Source organism: Defluviimonas salinarum (assembly GCF_026013545.1).
Lineage (GTDB): Bacteria > Pseudomonadota > Alphaproteobacteria > Rhodobacterales > Rhodobacteraceae > Albidovulum > Albidovulum salinarum.
This window is the reverse complement of the sequence record NZ_JAPDOG010000008.1, coordinates 157,743-172,962: the sequence shown is the minus strand read 5'-3', so window position 1 is coordinate 172,962 and position 15,220 is coordinate 157,743. Positions and strand designations below refer to the sequence as shown.

General features: G+C 64.3%; 16 protein-coding genes. 9 read left to right on the top strand and 7 right to left on the bottom strand.

Annotated elements, in window-relative coordinates:
- The first annotated feature begins 3 nt into the window (after positions 1-3).
- From OM960_RS11040 to OM960_RS11025, 4 genes are all read left to right on the top strand, one after another.
- On the top strand, positions 4-468 hold the full coding sequence (locus tag OM960_RS11040; RefSeq protein WP_264771986.1) for a hypothetical protein: 465 nt from the start codon (positions 4-6) through the stop codon (positions 466-468).
- Between the two features lie 35 nt (positions 469-503).
- Positions 504-812: a hypothetical protein gene (locus OM960_RS11035; RefSeq protein ID WP_264771985.1), complete on the top strand. Its 309-nt coding sequence runs from the start codon at positions 504-506 to the stop codon at positions 810-812.
- A gap of 71 nt (positions 813-883) precedes the next feature.
- The gene (locus OM960_RS11030; protein WP_264771984.1) at positions 884-1,558 is read left to right on the top strand and encodes a YcbK family protein; all 675 of its coding nucleotides are present in this window, start codon (positions 884-886) and stop codon (positions 1,556-1,558) included.
- Positions 1,555-1,809, top strand: a complete 255-nt coding sequence (locus OM960_RS11025; protein WP_264771983.1) for a hypothetical protein — start codon at positions 1,555-1,557, stop codon at positions 1,807-1,809. The genes OM960_RS11030 and OM960_RS11025 overlap by 4 nt, the downstream gene beginning before the upstream one ends.
- Before the next feature lie 511 nt (positions 1,810-2,320).
- Here the strand turns inward: OM960_RS11025 and OM960_RS11015 are convergent.
- The 4 genes from OM960_RS11015 to OM960_RS11000 form a co-directional block, all read right to left on the bottom strand.
- On the bottom strand, positions 2,321-3,373 hold the full coding sequence (locus OM960_RS11015) for a quaternary amine ABC transporter ATP-binding protein (protein WP_264772002.1): 1,053 nt from the start codon (positions 3,371-3,373) through the stop codon (positions 2,321-2,323).
- Positions 3,374-3,389: 16 nt separating this feature from the next.
- Complete coding sequence (locus tag OM960_RS11010) at positions 3,390-4,421, bottom strand: ABC transporter permease (protein WP_264771981.1); 1,032 nt, start codon at positions 4,419-4,421, stop codon at positions 3,390-3,392.
- Positions 4,422-4,505: 84 nt separating this feature from the next.
- Positions 4,506-5,471 carry an ABC transporter substrate-binding protein gene (locus OM960_RS11005; protein WP_264772001.1) on the bottom strand — a complete coding sequence of 322 codons (966 nt, stop codon included), beginning with the start codon at positions 5,469-5,471 and terminating at the stop codon, positions 4,506-4,508.
- 281 nt (positions 5,472-5,752) lie between these two features.
- Positions 5,753-6,367 (bottom strand): HD domain-containing protein, encoded by a 615-nt coding sequence (locus OM960_RS11000; RefSeq protein ID WP_264771980.1) that lies wholly within the window; start codon positions 6,365-6,367, stop codon positions 5,753-5,755.
- A gap of 120 nt (positions 6,368-6,487) precedes the next feature.
- Between OM960_RS11000 and OM960_RS10995 the strand changes: the two genes are divergently transcribed.
- Entirely contained in the window at positions 6,488-7,324 is an 837-nt protein-coding gene (locus tag OM960_RS10995) for a LysR family transcriptional regulator (RefSeq protein WP_264771979.1), read from the top strand.
- A gap of 52 nt (positions 7,325-7,376) precedes the next feature.
- On the opposite strand, the gene OM960_RS10990 is transcribed toward OM960_RS10995, so the two are convergent.
- Positions 7,377-8,579: a mandelate racemase/muconate lactonizing enzyme family protein gene (locus OM960_RS10990; RefSeq protein WP_264771978.1), complete on the bottom strand. Its 1,203-nt coding sequence runs from the start codon at positions 8,577-8,579 to the stop codon at positions 7,377-7,379.
- A gap of 271 nt (positions 8,580-8,850) precedes the next feature.
- On the opposite strand from OM960_RS10990, the gene OM960_RS10985 reads away from it, so the two are divergent.
- Together OM960_RS10985 and OM960_RS10980 are read left to right on the top strand one after the other, a co-directional pair.
- Positions 8,851-9,102, top strand: a complete 252-nt coding sequence (locus OM960_RS10985) for a hypothetical protein (RefSeq protein ID WP_264771977.1) — start codon at positions 8,851-8,853, stop codon at positions 9,100-9,102.
- Positions 9,103-9,600: 498 nt separating this feature from the next.
- A complete protein-coding gene (locus tag OM960_RS10980) occupies positions 9,601-10,503 on the top strand; it encodes an alpha/beta fold hydrolase (RefSeq protein WP_264771976.1) in 903 nt (300 codons plus the stop codon).
- Here OM960_RS10980 and OM960_RS10975 read toward each other — a convergent pair.
- On the bottom strand, positions 10,491-11,396 hold the full coding sequence (locus OM960_RS10975; RefSeq protein ID WP_264771975.1) for a LysR family transcriptional regulator: 906 nt from the start codon (positions 11,394-11,396) through the stop codon (positions 10,491-10,493). The genes OM960_RS10980 and OM960_RS10975 overlap by 13 nt on opposite strands.
- 127 nt (positions 11,397-11,523) lie before the next feature.
- Here OM960_RS10975 and OM960_RS10970 point away from each other — a divergent pair, with 127 nt between their 5' ends.
- The gene (locus tag OM960_RS10970) at positions 11,524-12,717 is read left to right on the top strand and encodes a uroporphyrinogen decarboxylase family protein (protein ID WP_264771974.1); all 1,194 of its coding nucleotides are present in this window, start codon (positions 11,524-11,526) and stop codon (positions 12,715-12,717) included.
- Positions 12,718-12,797: 80 nt separating this feature from the next.
- Positions 12,798-14,054 (top strand): alpha-hydroxy acid oxidase, encoded by a 1,257-nt coding sequence (locus OM960_RS10965; RefSeq protein WP_264771973.1) that lies wholly within the window; start codon positions 12,798-12,800, stop codon positions 14,052-14,054.
- Here the strand turns inward: OM960_RS10965 and OM960_RS10960 are convergent.
- Positions 13,958-14,905, bottom strand: coding sequence for a GlxA family transcriptional regulator (locus OM960_RS10960; protein ID WP_264771972.1), 948 nt, complete (start codon positions 14,903-14,905; stop codon positions 13,958-13,960). The genes OM960_RS10965 and OM960_RS10960 overlap by 97 nt on opposite strands.
- Positions 14,906-15,220: the final 315 nt, after the last annotated feature.

Here is a 15,220-nt window from a genome sequence, read left to right as displayed (position 1 = left end):
CCCATGCAGGCCGAATGGCGCAACACTGAGAAGACCATCCTTGCCCTCATCGACGAAGGCGCAGGCCATGTCGTGATCGCCGAGCCGGGCCATCCGCTCTGGGACGCGCATGCGGGCCGCAGCGATATCGCACCTTACGCGGCGCCGGTCGTCCCGGAGCCCACGCCGGAGGAGATCCGTGCGGCGCTGCCGCCACTCAGCCGCCGCCAGGTCTTCATCGCGCTGCATCGGCTGGGGCTGATCTCGGCCGAGGAGGCCGTCGCCGCGGCAGCGACCGGCGCGGTGCCGGTGGCACTCGAGCCGGTCTTCGCGAGCCTGCCCGAACCCGAGGCCACCGATGCCCGCGTCACCTTTGCGGCCTTCCAGGTCGCCTACCGCCTCGATCCGCTCACCGCGATGATCGCCGCCGCCGGCGGGCTCGATGACGACGCGATCGATGCGGTCTGGACCGGCTTCGTGTCCATGTGACGTTCCGCCCCCTGATCAGCCCCGGGATCCCTTCCATGTCCGAACCGCCATCCCCCTTCCAGGCCATTGCCCAGCTCGTTCGCGATCATGCGCCGACCGCCGCGATCACCGCCCTGATCGGCGGTGCGCTGGCGCTTGCGGCCAGCGTCACCCGCAAGGCTTTCACCAACGAGGCGATGCTTGCCCGGCTCGATCGCGAGCTCGCCGCCGAGCGCGCCTGGGCCGAGCGGCAGCGCGCCGAGGACCGCGCGGACGATGCCGCCCGGCTCGAGCGCATCGAGATCGATATCCGCGCGGTCCGTGATCTTCTCTTCGAGGCCTTCCAGCGCGGCCGCAGTGACTGAAGAGACCTGACCCCAACCAACCCACCCTGCCCGCCGGTCCGGCGGGCTTTCTTGCATCCGAGGAGTGCATCATGACGACCACGACCTACAGCCACTGGCGCGACGTGCCCGAAAGCGCCTGGCACTGGCCGAGCTTCTCGCCCGCCGAGATCGCCTGCCGCGGCACCGGCAAGCTGCTGATCAATGAACGCGCGCTCGACCGGCTTCAGGCCCTGCGGGACCGGCTCGCCAAGCCGCTGATCGTCCGCTCCGCTTACCGGAGCCCCGAGCACAACCGCGCTGTCGGTGGCGCACCGGCCTCGAAGCACATGGCCGGCACCGCCTTCGACATCGCCATGGCGAACCACGATCCGGTGGCCTTCGAGGCGGCGGCGCGGGAGGTGGGGTTCCTGGGCTTCGGGTATTACCCGCGCTCGGGCTTCATGCATGTCGATCTCGGCCCAGCGCGGTCCTGGGGTGAGCCCTTTCCGGCGCGGCCGGTGCCCTTCGCCCCCGAGACGCCGCCCGTACGCGAGGTTCTGGCCGAGAGCCGCACCCTGAAAGGCGGAGGGGCGGCGGGCGTTGCGACGCTGGGCGCCGCCAGCGTGGAAGTCGTGCAGGAGGCACTGGTCGAGACGCAGGCCTCGATCCTGCCGCTGGTGCCGCATCTCGACACGCTGCGCTGGGTCTTCATCGCGGTCGCACTCGCGGGCATCGCGGTGACGATCCATGCCCGGATCGATGACTGGAAACGGGGGCGGCGGTGACGGGCGGGCTGATCCGGATCCTTGCGAGCGGCCCGGCGCGCTGGGCGCTGGGCCTGATCCTCGCCACCGCAACGATTCTGCTGTTCCTTTTGAACCTGCGCCGCGCCGGCGAGCACGCCGGGCGGCTGGCCGAGCGTTGTGAGACCAGGGAGAGAACCGATGCCATTCAGCGCCAGATGCTCGAGGCTGCCGCACGTCGTCCTCATGATCGTGATGCTTTGGTTGAGCGGTTGCGCGAGGGGCGGTTCTGACGGCGCTGGGCCCTGCCCGCCGGTGGTGGTGTACAGCGCGGCCGACCAAGCCCGCGCTGCGGCGGAGGTCGAGACTCTTCCAGAAGGCTCTGTCGTAGTGCGGATGCTCAGCGACTATGCGGTAATGCGCGATCAGGTGCGGATTTGTTCTCGGGTCAGGTGAAGCAGTTCCAAGCGGAGAGAGCGGGGCATTCAGCCCCGTTCCGGCGGATGCGAAGTGGACGAAAGCTAGCCGGACATCACCTATCTGACGACAGCCCGTTCAACACGCAGCGCAGCCGCAATGCCGGTCGAAGGTTCAAGCTGATCCGCACCGCCGCTGCGCCGCGGCGCTCCGGTGACGCGATCTCTCCGCCGATAACGTGCATTTTGCCAGTCTAGGCCGAGACCGATCCGGATTGGCCTGGCAGCACCCATTCGGCCGTCCAACGAGGCCGGTACATTGTCCGCGATCCAAGTTGCCCCGCCATTGCGCTGGCGCACAATGGGTCTTGTCGGGCTGACGCTGCCCTCAGCTCCCTCCAGCATCTTCCTGCCTTGCGTGGCGTGGGACCAGCGCCTTGAACAGGTCGGTCATCGCCAGCGTACCGACGACGCACCCGCCGTCCGTAACGTCGAACACGTGGTCGGCCGCGCCCTGTGCGCGTTCCAACGCGTCCTCGAGCGTCGCGTTGGCATCGATGCGGTCGTGGCCATCTGTGCCACCCGTGGCTGCCATCACCGAGCGGACCCGCAGGACCCGCGCCCGGTTGATGTCGCGGACGAAGTTCTCGATGTATTCGTCCGCGGGCTTCAGGATGATCTCCTGCGGCTCGCCCTGCTGCACGATCCGGCCATCCTTGAGGACGACGAGATGATCGGCGAGGCGCAGCGCCTCGTCGAGATCGTGGGTGATGAAGATGATCGTCTTGTGCAGTTCGCGCTGCAGTTCCAAGAGCAGCGCCTGCATGTCGGTGCGGATGATCGGGTCGAGGGCCGAGAACGCCTCGTCCATCAGCATGATCTCGGCCTCGGAGCAGAGCGCGCGCGCGATGCCGACGCGCTGTTGCATGCCACCCGAAAGCTGATGCGGATAGTGCTGCTCGTAGCCCTCGAGGCCGACCCGCTCCAGCCACCGCCGGGCGCTTTCCCGCGTCCCGGCGCCAGGCTCGCCCCGGATCGTCGGCGCGAGCGCGGTATTGTCCAGAACCGTGCGGTGCGGCAGGAGCGCGAATTTCTGGAACACCATCGACATCCGGCTCTGCCGCAGCTTGCGGAGTTCGTCATGCGAAAGCCGCGTGACGTCCGCGCCGTCGAGGAGGATCTCGCCCGCGGTCGGCTCTATCAGGCGGTTGAGGTGCCGGATCAGCGTCGACTTGCCCGAGCCGGAGAGGCCCATGATGACGGTGATCTTTCCGGCATACATGTCGACATTGATGTCCTCAAGACCGAGCACGTGCTTGTGCCTGGCCAGAAGCTCGGGCTTGCCGATGCCCGCCTGCACATGCGGCAGCATCGCCTTCGGATCGGTCCCGAAAATCTTGTAGAGGTTTCGGATTGAGAGTTTCGGCGTCGTCGCATTCATGTTCATCGTGCACGTCTCAATGCTTGGTTGCGAGGTTGACCTGGGCGAGCGCCGCCTTGGTCACGCGGTCGAGGACGATGGCCAGCATCACGATCGCGAGGCCCGCGACGATGCCAACGCCGAGTTCGAGCTTGTTGATGCCCCTGAGAACGAGCGCCCCGAGGCCTGGCGCGGAGACCAGAGAGGCGATCACCACCATCGCGAGCGACATCATGATCGTCTGGTTGACGCCCGCCATGATGTTGGGCAGCGCGAGCGGGATCTGCACGCCGAAGAGCTTCTGGCGCTGCGACATGCCGAAGGCCTCGGCAGCTTCGAGCACGTCCCTGTCGACGAGCCGGATGCCGAGGTCGGTGAGGCGGATCGCCGGGACTATGGCGTAGAGGATGATGGCGATGCCGTAGAGCTTCGATTCGGTCACGCTGAAGAGGAAGATCAGCGGGATGAGGTAGACGAAGGTCGGCAGTGTCTGCAGCATGTCGAGGACAGGGATGACCGAGCGCTGCAAGCGGTCGTTGCGCGCCATCGCGATGCCGATCGGCACGCCGAAGAGCACGCAGATCACGGTGCAGACCAGGATGATCGCGAGCGTCTGCATCGCGAAATCGTAGTGATCCACGAAAGCGAGCATCAGGAGGACGCTGGCGACGAAGCCGGTGATGCGTCCCGACCTCGCGGCGAATTGGACGACGGCAAGAAAGATCGGAATCACGATCCACCAGGGTAGGACAAGGATCGCCCAGAGCGCGCCGTCGATCGCCCAGCTCAGGGGCTGGGTCAAGGGATCGAGAACGGTCTTCAGCGGATCCTTGATACCCAGAAAAAGCCGTTCAATGCCGGCCGTGAGCTCCCGCGTACGCGGGACTGCGCCACAGGCCCCGTGTAGCGCGTCAAGCGACGGAAAGGGCGTGTCCCAAAGGTTCGTCTCCGCGGCCTTGCCGGTGGTCTTCGCGAGAAGTTCGGCCATCGAGACCGGCCCGCCGGAGGAGCCGGCCTCACACCAGCCCTTGAGACCAAAGGCCTCGAAAAGCCCCGAATAGGTCGTCATGTTCGCATCCCTTTTCCGTTTCCAACCGGTTCGCCCGGCCTCAGGCAAAAGCGGGGGCGGTTTCCGCCCACGCTGTGAACAGGGTCAGTTGAGCAGTGCCGACAGCCTGCCGCGCGCTTCATCGTTGAGCCAGGCGCCCCAGACGTCCTTGTAGGTCGTCAGGAAATGCACCGCGGCTTCCTCGGTCGAGGCGCTGTTGTCCTCCTGCCAGGCGAGCACCTCGTTCATCTGCTCGTTGGTGAAGCTCACCTTGGACATCAGCTCGGCGATCTCCGGCTGGCTCTCGGCAAAGGCCGTCGGGACTGCCGTGACCACCCGTGCGCTCGGATAGGGCGACTTGCCCGGCGTCGCGCAGTCATCCGACGCGTTGCAGGCATGAACGTCGGCGTCGAACTCGCCGATATTCACCACCGCCATCGGATACTTGCCGAGCACCGAGGTCGGCGCCCAGTAGTAGCCGAACCAGGGCTCCTTGCTCTCGTAGGCCGACGCGATCGCGGCGGCCAGCGTCTCGCCGGAGCCGTGGTTGAAGACTTCGAGCCCGTTGCCCTCGAAATCCCAGGCCTTCACGATGTTGTCGTTGGTGACCCGGCACCCCCAGCCGTCGGGGCAGTTGTGGAACTTGCCGCCGACGAGCGCGGGATTGGCGAGGATGCCTTCCATCGTGGTGAGTTCGGGATGTTCGTCCGCGAGGTATTGCGGGATCCAGAAGGCTTCCACGCCGCCGTCCGAGAGGACGTCACCGAGCGTCTTCACCTTTCCGGCCGCCTCAAGCTCGGGATAGGCCGGCGCGGTGTTGATCCAGAGCTCGGTCGCGATGTCCGGCTCGCCGGTCTCAGCGATCGAGGTGACGGCGGGCAGCGTCGAGGACGGCACCACAGTGACGGTGCAGCCGTAGCCGTTCTCCATCAGGAACTTCGAGACCGAGGTGACCACGGCCGCCGAGGCCCAGTTCATCTCGGTGATCGAAACCTCGCCGCATTCGGCCAGCGCGGCCTGCGCGGACAGGGCAAATGCGCCGCCGGTAATCGCGGCTCTTAGGATTGTCATTTTCAATTTGGTTCTCCGTTGGTTTGTCAGGTGCTCAGCCGGTCTTCCCGGTTCTTGTTGATCCTTCCGGCCTTCGATGGGAGATGCGGACCGGGCCGCGTTCTCATCGGATGTCGCGTGCCGCAGACCGTCCCCGCGACATCGCCGTCGGCACGCCGGCTCCCAGGGCACTCGCGGAACCCGACGCCCCTTGAAGCGACGCCCATTCTGACAATGCCAGGGGCATGGCGAAGGCAGTCGGTTCTCGGCGGTTGCCGCGACGGCGTGTCCTTCGACGCGCGCTATTCGGCCGGTCGAGCGGCGACCTCGTCCTGCGACGTCTCGGCCAGTTCCAGGTGACCGCCCGCCTTGGAGAACACGCGCCGCAGCATCGGCTCGAAGAACTCAAGCGGTCGCGTGGGATAGGCTGGGTCGAAGGCGCACTGGTCGTAGGTATGGCAGAAATAGGCGCAGTCGTCGTAATAGGGGCTGTCGCGATATTTCTCGCGGGCGTTGCGGTCTCCGCCCAGGTGGTGGTTGTAGTAGTAGCCTTGGAACACGCAGTGGTGCTTGAGGATCCAGCAGGCTTTTTCCGACATGTAGGGCTTCGCGATGGCCGCGGCGAGTTCGCCGTGGTTGTAGGGTGACAGGATGTCGCCCACGTCGTGGATCAGGGCCGCCACGACGATCTCTTCGTCGGCGCCGTCCTCGTAAGCGCGGGTCGCCGATTGCAGGCAGTGCTGGTAGCGGTTGATCGGGTAAGGCGTCCAGTCCTCGTCGAGCGAGCGGATCGCGTCGAGCAGGCGGTTCACGAGGCCGGCGTTGAACTCTTCCTCATAGTCCATGACGGCGAGGAAATCCTCCTTGCTGGCATCCTCCATCCGGGTCCATGTGGGTTTGTGCGACTTGTCTAGCATGGCGTTCCTCCAGGTTGCGACTGCCCGGCCGGGCGGGGGTTTGAAGCGTCATACCAGCGGCAAAAAAACAAATAAAACGAATTGATTTTGTCGTTAAGATAGGAAATCTCTATAGATAAGATGCATATCTCTCAGCTTCAGACTTTCCTGGCGATAGCCGAATGTGGCAGCTTCAACCTGGCTGCCGACCGGCTGAACATCACGCAGGCCGCGGTGAGCGCGCGGATCAGACAGCTGGAGGAGATGCTCGACGTCCGGCTGTTCGATCGTGGGCGGCGCGGAGCGGCGCTGACCGAGGCCGGCAGGCACCTTCGACCCCATGCCGAAAGCATGACGAGGCTCTGGCGGGCCGTGTCGGAGGATACGTTCCGCCGGTTTTCTGGCCGGGTGTTCCTTCGCATGGGATCCCAACTCAGTATCTGGGACCCCATGCTGGTCGAAATGACAGTGTGGATCGAAGAGACGCTTGGAAAGCTGCCGCTGACCGTCAACTTCGACCACGACATGAACATGCACGACGCCGTTCGCAACGGCGTCGTCGATATGGCGCTGACCAACGAGCAACCTGTCGGAGGCGAATTGGCGTGCGTGACCCTGCCTGGGGAGAACCTCGTTCTGGTCGCCGACGCCCCGTGCTCACTTGGCGATCCGGAACTGCCGCTGTTCGTGAACTGCGAGCTCGGCGCGGAATTCGAACAGGTTGTCGCCGCGGCGCTGCCGAAGGGCACGGCACAGCACATCTTCCTCGGCAATTGCACGATGGGGCTTCATTACCTGCGCAGGCGTGGCGGAATGACCTACGCGCCGCTGTCGATGGTGCGGGAGCATCTGGAATCCGGCCGCCTTTTCGCGGTGACGGAGGCTCCGGAGGTAGAGGTGCCCTGTCGGGCCGTCTATGACCCAGCGTCGCCAGTCGTCGCCGTGATCGAACGTGTCCTGAAGGACTTCTTCTCCTGACGGATCCGGCAAGGAACCGATCGCTTCAGCACGCGTCCCGTTGACGGGCCCCTCACCGTGAGACCGAAGATCCGCCGGCTTCTGTGCCCCGCGCCCTGTCCTCGACCTCGATTTCGGTTATGCCGCCCCGGCTGTAGCAGTCGATTACGTAGAAGGCGTTCCGTTCGAGCTCCGACCAGTCGACATCGACACCCAGTCCGGGTCGATCCGCGGCCGCCACGTGACCGTCTTTGTCGATCGGAATGCTGTCCATGAAAGGATAGTCGAAATGCTCGGCCGGCACCGGGTATTCGTAGAAGCCGCAGTTCATGTGCGCCAACATCAGGTGAAGATTGGCGGCGCGGGACAGCGAGCATCCCCAGGACTGAAGCTCGACGTTCATGCCATAGGCCTCGGCCAGACCCATCACCTTGCGCACCGGGGTCACCCCGCCGGCGATGGCCGCGTCGACCCGGACCCCGTCCCAGCACCGCTGATGGATTCCCTGCGCGATATGCGGCAGGTCGATGATCGTGTTTCCGCCTGGCAGGATCGGCAGGTCGACCTTGTTGCGCAATTCGGCGTATCCCACCAGATCGTGGTCCGGAAAGGGCGCCTCGAGCCACAGGAAACCCATCTCCTGAAGGGCCCGCGCGACCTTGAGCGCGTCCTTGTGCGAATAGGCTGACTCAGCGTCCAGCATGAACCGCAGATCGCGCGATCCGCTGTCCGATCTGATTGTGCGGGCCAGTTCGATGTCCCGGTCCGGGTCGCACCAGCAATGCAGCTTGAACGTCCGGAAGCCCTTCTGCCGCAGTTCCGCGATATGATCGATATAGGCCTGCGCGTCGTCGAAGACCTGCGTGCTGGCATAGGCCGGAATGCGCCGGCGCGCGCCGCCCAGCATCTGGTAGAGCGGCAGGCCCGCGCGGTTGGCGACCAGGTCCCAGAGCGCGATGTCGATTGCCGCGACCGCGGCCGGCGTAACCGACAGGCGGCGATCCTGCATCCAGCTCCAGATTTCCTCGCGGTGCATCCCGGCCCGGCCAATAAGGCCCGGCAGGAGCAGTCGGCACATCTCCGCGATGCCCCGGTCATTGTCGAACTGGGTGCAGGAGAAAACCGAACTCGCGCCCGACAAGCCGCCGCTCGTGTCGATCCGAACAACCGTATTCGTAGTGTGGATCGTCGGCATGCGGGCGGACCAGGAAAGGCCGCTGTCGCTTCCCCTCAGCCCGTATACCCGGACCCGGTCGATCTGAAACTCGTTTTCCATGATGTTCCTTTTGGACAGAGAAGTGCAAGCGGTCGGGTCAGGCTGGCGCAGGGGGCGGGCGTTGGACGAATTGACCGGGTGACTCTGGGGTAAAGTGTCTGTCCATCGTGATGAGACGCCGTATTCAACATACCGTATCGCTCCAGAGCTTCGTGCAATTGACTCGCCTTTCATGCGGCAGCTCCTTGTGCAGAGCGTAGGCGGCGCAGAGTAAGAAATAAATCAAATTAAAATTGCCTTTATGATAGAAATTTTTGACTATAGAATTCGCATGGGATTTTGGTCTGCAGCGTTTCAGTTCTCGACGGTGCACTGGTCGCTGGCACCGAACGGCACGACCGAAGTTCGAGTCTTTGTCGGCAAGAGCTCGGCCACGCATGTCTCGATCGCCACCGCCATCTGGCCGCAGACCATGATGGCCCTCCCTGCGAACGGCACCGTCGAGCTGCAGGTGTATTTCCGAGCCGCGGATGGCGACTTCGCCGGCGATCCTACCTCGTTCTGGGGAACGAAGATCGACTGAAGTGAGCGGCCGTGGCGTTGGTCCTGATGTCCACCTTTGAATTCAAACCCACTTGGCTTGGAAATAGGGACCGGCATCGAGATCTGACCGAGTTGGACGGCTCAGCAAGAGGGCGGCCCATTCTCAGCAAGAAGCACAATCCCGCGCATTCTGCCTTCGAGCCCGACAGCCTCCTTCGGGAAGACGGCGTCAATGAGCGTGGGAGACGGCGGCGGCAACTAAGGCGTGCCTGCGAGCTCCAGACTGCAACTACGTAGTGCGGCCCCGCAGAAGGCCCGGCCTGGAGGCACGAAGGCAAAATGTGCCATTGCCGAACTATTACCCATGTTCCCGCACTCGCGACGAATTGGCTATCTGCCTGCGCGACGGTATGCCCACCGATCATGGACTACCCGATGGAGTTCACGACGTGGGCTCCTGAGAAACTGGTGCCACAGCTTGAGGACGATTATACGGCTTCCGACTCGATTCGTTCGAGCGGGTGCGGGGAGATGTTCCATGTCGTGTGTACGTTCGAACGGATTGTCGATCGAGGTCGAACGATACGGAGACGAAACTGGTGTTCCGCTATTGCTGATAAGCGGCTTCGGTTCCCAGCTGATTTCATGGCCGACGAAGATGATCGAGGCTCTGGCGGGGGCTGGATTTTCCGTGATCGCGATGGACAATCGGGATGCTGGGTTGAGCGAGAAACTCTCGCGCTGGGGAGTGCCAGACATCGCGCCGCTGCGGTCGAAGCCGCGGGTCCTGCCGTCGGAAGTACCCTATACGCTGGCCGACATGTCAGACGACGCAGCGGGCGTTCTCGACGCCCTCGGCCTACCAGCCGCGCATGTCGTGGGCAAGTCCATGGGCGGTTTGATCGCCCAATCCCTGTGCGCCCGCCATCCCGATAGGGTGCTGAGCCTTTCGCTCCTCATCACGACAAGCGCCGCCCCCTCCGTGCCGGCAATGCGGCCGGACATCGAGGCGCTCCTCTTTGGCGACAGTGACGCCCCGGCCGATCTGGAGGCGATCATCGAAGCCTCAGTCGAGGCCGACAAGGCCTGGGCCAGCCCGGCCTATCCGTTCGATCCCGCGGAGCGGCGGGCGTTGGCCCTGGCGAGTCTCAAGCGCGGCCATAACCCGGACGGCGTTGCCCGGCAGGCCGCCGCCCTGCTGTGCGAGCTTCGCGGCGGGACCGAGCCACGACATCTCGATGTGCCGGCGCTTGTTGTTCAAGGCATGGCGGACACGATCTTTCCGCCCGAACACGGCCGCGATCTGGCGCGGCGGATCACGGGGGCAGAACTGCTTGAGGTTGAGGGCATGGGTCACGATCTCGAAGGCGGCGCTGTCGGCATCGTGACCGAGGCCATCATCCGCTGCATCAGGTCGGCAGAGCTTCGTCAGAACTCCTGACCCGGCGCGCCTGCTTCGCTACGAAACCAGGCGACCGCCCGTTCGAGCACGTCGTCCGGCACGGTTCCGTGCCGAACATCCAGCCCGTAGGCGGTCATCTCGTTGCAGAGCGTCCGGCCGACGCGCACCAGCGATCCGGCGGCGAGCCGTTCCTCGATCAGGTGGAGCCACCCCAGGCCGAGGCCCTCGCCATCGGCGACAGCGCGTAGGATCAGGTCATAGTTCGAGAAACGATAGGCGTTCGGTGGGATCCCATAGACGACACCCTGCGCGGCGAACCATTTCTCCCAGTTCGCGAACTCGGAATCGCGTTCGTCGAAGTGCAACAGCGTGCAGCCAAGAAGCGCCCGTGGTTGCGCATCCGCGGTTGCGAGTTCGGGGTGTTCGTTCAGGTATCCGGCGCTGCAGACCGGGAAGACGATCTCGGGAAAGAGCGGGATCGTGGTACGCGACGCCCGCCCGACGCTTTGCCAGTCGACGATAATGTCGGCGGTTTCGCGGTCAAAGCCCTGATGCCAGTCAGTTGTCACGAGGTGGATTGGATAGTCCGACAGCGCCAGCCGCAGGCGCGAGAACCGTGGCAAGAGCCAGCCATGCGTAAAGCCCATGCTGCAGGCCAGCACCAGGCCGCTGCCTGATGGGCGCAGCGCGATCTGGCGGGCGGCCTGCTCGATATGGCCAAGACCGAGGGCCACGGCGTCGGCCAGCGCGCGCCCGGCTCTCGTCAGTGCGATCCGGTTGTGGTGTCGGCTGAAAAGCTCGGCGCCGATTGCCGCTTCTAGGGTTTGCACATGATGGCTGACCGTCGGCTGCGACACGTTAAGCTCCTCGGCGGCTCGGGTGAAGCTGCCAAGCCGCGCGGCGGCCTCGAAGGTCGTCAACCCGCCAATCATCCTCTCAACATGCCGGAACCGTCTGCGCATAGATTCCGTCTATGCCAGGCATAGACAAGTCGCCAGTTTTTTGTGTGCCTAGGGCGGATTATCCATAGATCGTATCAGAAATCGATGGAGGCACCCGATGAATGGCCGCGAACGTTTCCTATGTGCGCTTAATGGCGGTGTTCCCGATCGTGTGCCGGTCTTCGACTGGATCGACGAGAAAGTCGTCTGGGGCATGGCCCGGCTTCTCGGCTGGGACGTGTCTGGCGCACCGACCGACGGCGAGGCGACGCGCCATGGCGAGGAAAGCGAGGAGGTCCTGCGGATCTATTGCGACCTGATCGACGCGCTCGATCTCGACGCCACTTGGTCGGCCTATTCGACCAATCTTGTTCCGGAAACCAGTGACTGGGGCTGGGACAAGTACGGACGCGGCTTCATGCTCTCGGATCACGGCATTCCGGCGATCATGGATAGCGGGCTCAAGACCATTGCGGACGTACGCAACTACTCGATGGCGGCGCTGGTCGAGCGCAGCGATTTCCGGATGCTTCAATACATGGTGGACCGCTTCGGCAAAGAGAAGTTCCACCTGCAGTCGATCAATGGCCCCTTCCAGGAAGGCTGGCTCGCGCGCGGCGGCATGGACAAGAGCTTCGTCGATATGGGGGCGGACCGGGACATGGCCCATGCGGTGGGTCGGCTCACCACCGATTTCAATATGAGGTGCATCGACATCGCCCACGATATCGGAGCCGATGGCGTGATCCTCGACGGGGACCTCACCGGCAATGACTACATGCTGATGTCGATGGAGCATTTCCGCGAATACATCAAACCCTACAAGAAGGAGCTCATCGACTACGGCCACGCCAAGGGGCTGAAGGTGATGAAGCACTCCGACGGCAACATGTGGGCGCTGATGGACGAGATGATCGATCTCGGTTTCGACGGCTTTCACCCGGTCCAGCCGCAATGCATGAACCTCGCCGAGGTGAAAGCCTGGTTCGCCGGGCGGGTCTGCATGTTCGGCAATGTCGACTGCCTCGACCTTCTGGTGTTCGGGACGCCCGAGATGGTGGATGCCGCAGTCAGGGAATGCATCGAGCAAGGCTCTCCGGGAGGAGGGCACATCCTCTGCTCCTCAAACTCGCTGCATCCGGGGGTAAAGCCCGAAAACGCGCTCGCCATGTTCCGAGCGGCCAAGAAATACGGTGACTATGCGCGGCTTCCGGCGAAAGGCGCGCTCGCCCGAGACGACCTCGACATCGCGAAACTCGCAAAATCCCCGGTCCGGAGCCGGCAGAGCCGTAATGCGCGACGCATGGCGTGACGGAGCGGATCGCGGATGGCCACTTTCCGTCGCCGTGGATTTCTGGCAGACCACGTCGCCGAATCACGTGGGAGGTTTCGATGAGTCTCGACCAACGCTTTCCCTGCATCGACGATCTGGCGCGGAAGGCAGCCCGCCGCATCCCGGAATTCGCCCACGAATACCTGATCGGCGGCATCGGCCGCGAGGCGACGCTGGCGCGCAACCGGGCCGCGCTCGACGCGGTGCTCTTCGATCCGTGCTACCTGCCCGAGGCGCTGGCCAACCGCCCCTACATGGGTGTGGAGCTACTCGGACGGCGCTACGACCTGCCCTTCGGTGTGAGCCCGCTTGGCCTCTCGGGGCTGATGTGGCCGCGCGCCGTCGACATTCTCGCGAAGGCAGCGGCCAAGGCGAATATCCCCTTCGGCCTGTCACATTTTGGCACGACGCACATGTCGGACGCCTTCGCGATCGCAGGGCGCAATGCCTGGTTCCAGTTCTACGCCGCGCGCGATCCCGGCATCCGTGCCGCGATGCTGGACGAAATCGAGGCGACGGGTTTCGAGGTGCTGATCGTCACCATCGACATCCCTTCCGCCACCCGCCGGGATCGCGAACTGCGCGTCGGGCTGTCGGTCCCGCCGAGGATCACACCTCGGACGCTGTGGCAGATCGCCACACATCCACGCTGGGCGCTCGCGATGGCGCTGACCGGCAAGCCGGAGTTCAAGAACCTCCTGCCCTATATCCCGACGGGCCTTTCGATGGCCGAAGAGGCCCGGTTCCTGACCGATGTCATCGAAGGCCATGTCACGCGCGACATCCTGCGCGGCCTCCGGAAGCGCTGGAAGGGCAAGCTCGTCGTCAAGGGCATTATCAATGCGAACGACGCCGAGGCGGCGTTGGACTGCGGCGCGGATGCGATCTGGGTCTCGAACCACGGCGGCCGCCAACTCGACGCGACCTGCGCGTCGGTCGAGGCGCTACCCAAGATCCGCGCGGCCGTGGGACCGCAGGCGACGGTGATCGCCGACAGCGGCCCGCGCACTGGGCTCGACATCGCACGGATGATCGCCTCAGGCGCGGATTTCGTCTTCCTCGGACGGCCTTTCGTCTACGCCGTGGCCGCGCTCGGGCGGAAGGGCGGCGATCACGCGATCCACATCCTGCGGGAGGAACTGCGCGGTGCCATGGCTCAGATTGGCTGCGCCGCCGTGCGCGACCTGCCCAAGTACCTCCTCGGCGACGAGACCAGCGGTCAGGCGTATCCACCGCGGGTGGCGCCTGGCGTTGCTCCGAATTCGGCCTTGAAGGCTTCGGTGAACTGCGACCGGCTGGCAAAGCCGCACTCATAGGCGACGACCTCGACCGACAGGCTCGAGGATTTCAGAAGCGCATGCGCGCGCCGCAACCGGCAGACCTGGTAGACATGGGCCGGGGTCTGCTGAAACTGCTGCTTGAAGCGGCGGTTGAGTTGCGATTGCGACAGTCCGACGGCCTCTGCCATCTGCGCGACGGAGTCTTTCCGCCCCGCGGCCTGCTCCATCATCTGCAGAACCCGGCGGACCTTGTGGTCGGCGACTGCGGCGGAATAGTCTGCGAGCGGCGACAGGTTCCACTCGCTCCGGTGCGCCTCACCGCCGAAGATCAGGTGGCTGCCGACGCGCGCTGCAAAGCCCGGGCCATGATGCAGCCCAATCATGTGCTGCATCAGGTCGAGCCCAGCCGTCGCCCCGGCGCAGGAGAAGCGCCGCGGTGTGTACTCGAAATACCGGTCCGACACCTTCGCGTCTGGGCAGAGTTCCTGCAGCGCCGGCCGCGTCAACCAATGGGTACACATTGGCGCGTCCCAGCGGATGCCGGCGCGGATGACAAGGAAGATCCCGGTATCCGTCGCCCCGATTGGAACACCGTGCCGGTCGAGCCAGCGCAGCCAGTTCGACAGGCGTACACTGCAGGCGTCTTCATATCTGTAGGAGGCGCATATGACGGCTGCCGCGAGATCGCTCTCGCGCGGCAGGTCCGGCGAGGTCGCGATCGCCATCCCGTTGACCGCCTCCGTCATATTGTGCTGAGAGACGAAGCTGTAGTCATAGAGATCCCGCCCCGACACCTCGTTGGCCTTGCGCAGCGATTCCGTGAGCGACAAGAGGCTCATCATCGAGAACTGCGGCGCGAGGTAAAAGACGAGCTTTCGTGCGGTCATGCGCAATAATAGAACATTTGCGCCTGATAACAACACGTCATCGCAACTTTCACCGTGAATAGTCACGCGGTGGCTCGGTCGCACTCGAAGATCCGATCCGCATCGGACAACCCGCCCCGGTGCGATGACGCTCCCTGACCTGCATTGGCATCTTCGATGCGACCGCGCCACACGCGATCCGCCGCTTCAAGGGAGGAATGAATGAAGCTTTCACGGAGAACGGCTCTTCAACTTGGCGGCGCGGCCGTCGGGGTCTCGCTTCTGGGCCTCAAGCCGGCCAGTGCAGAGCCCAAGAAAGGCGGCCATTTTCGGCTC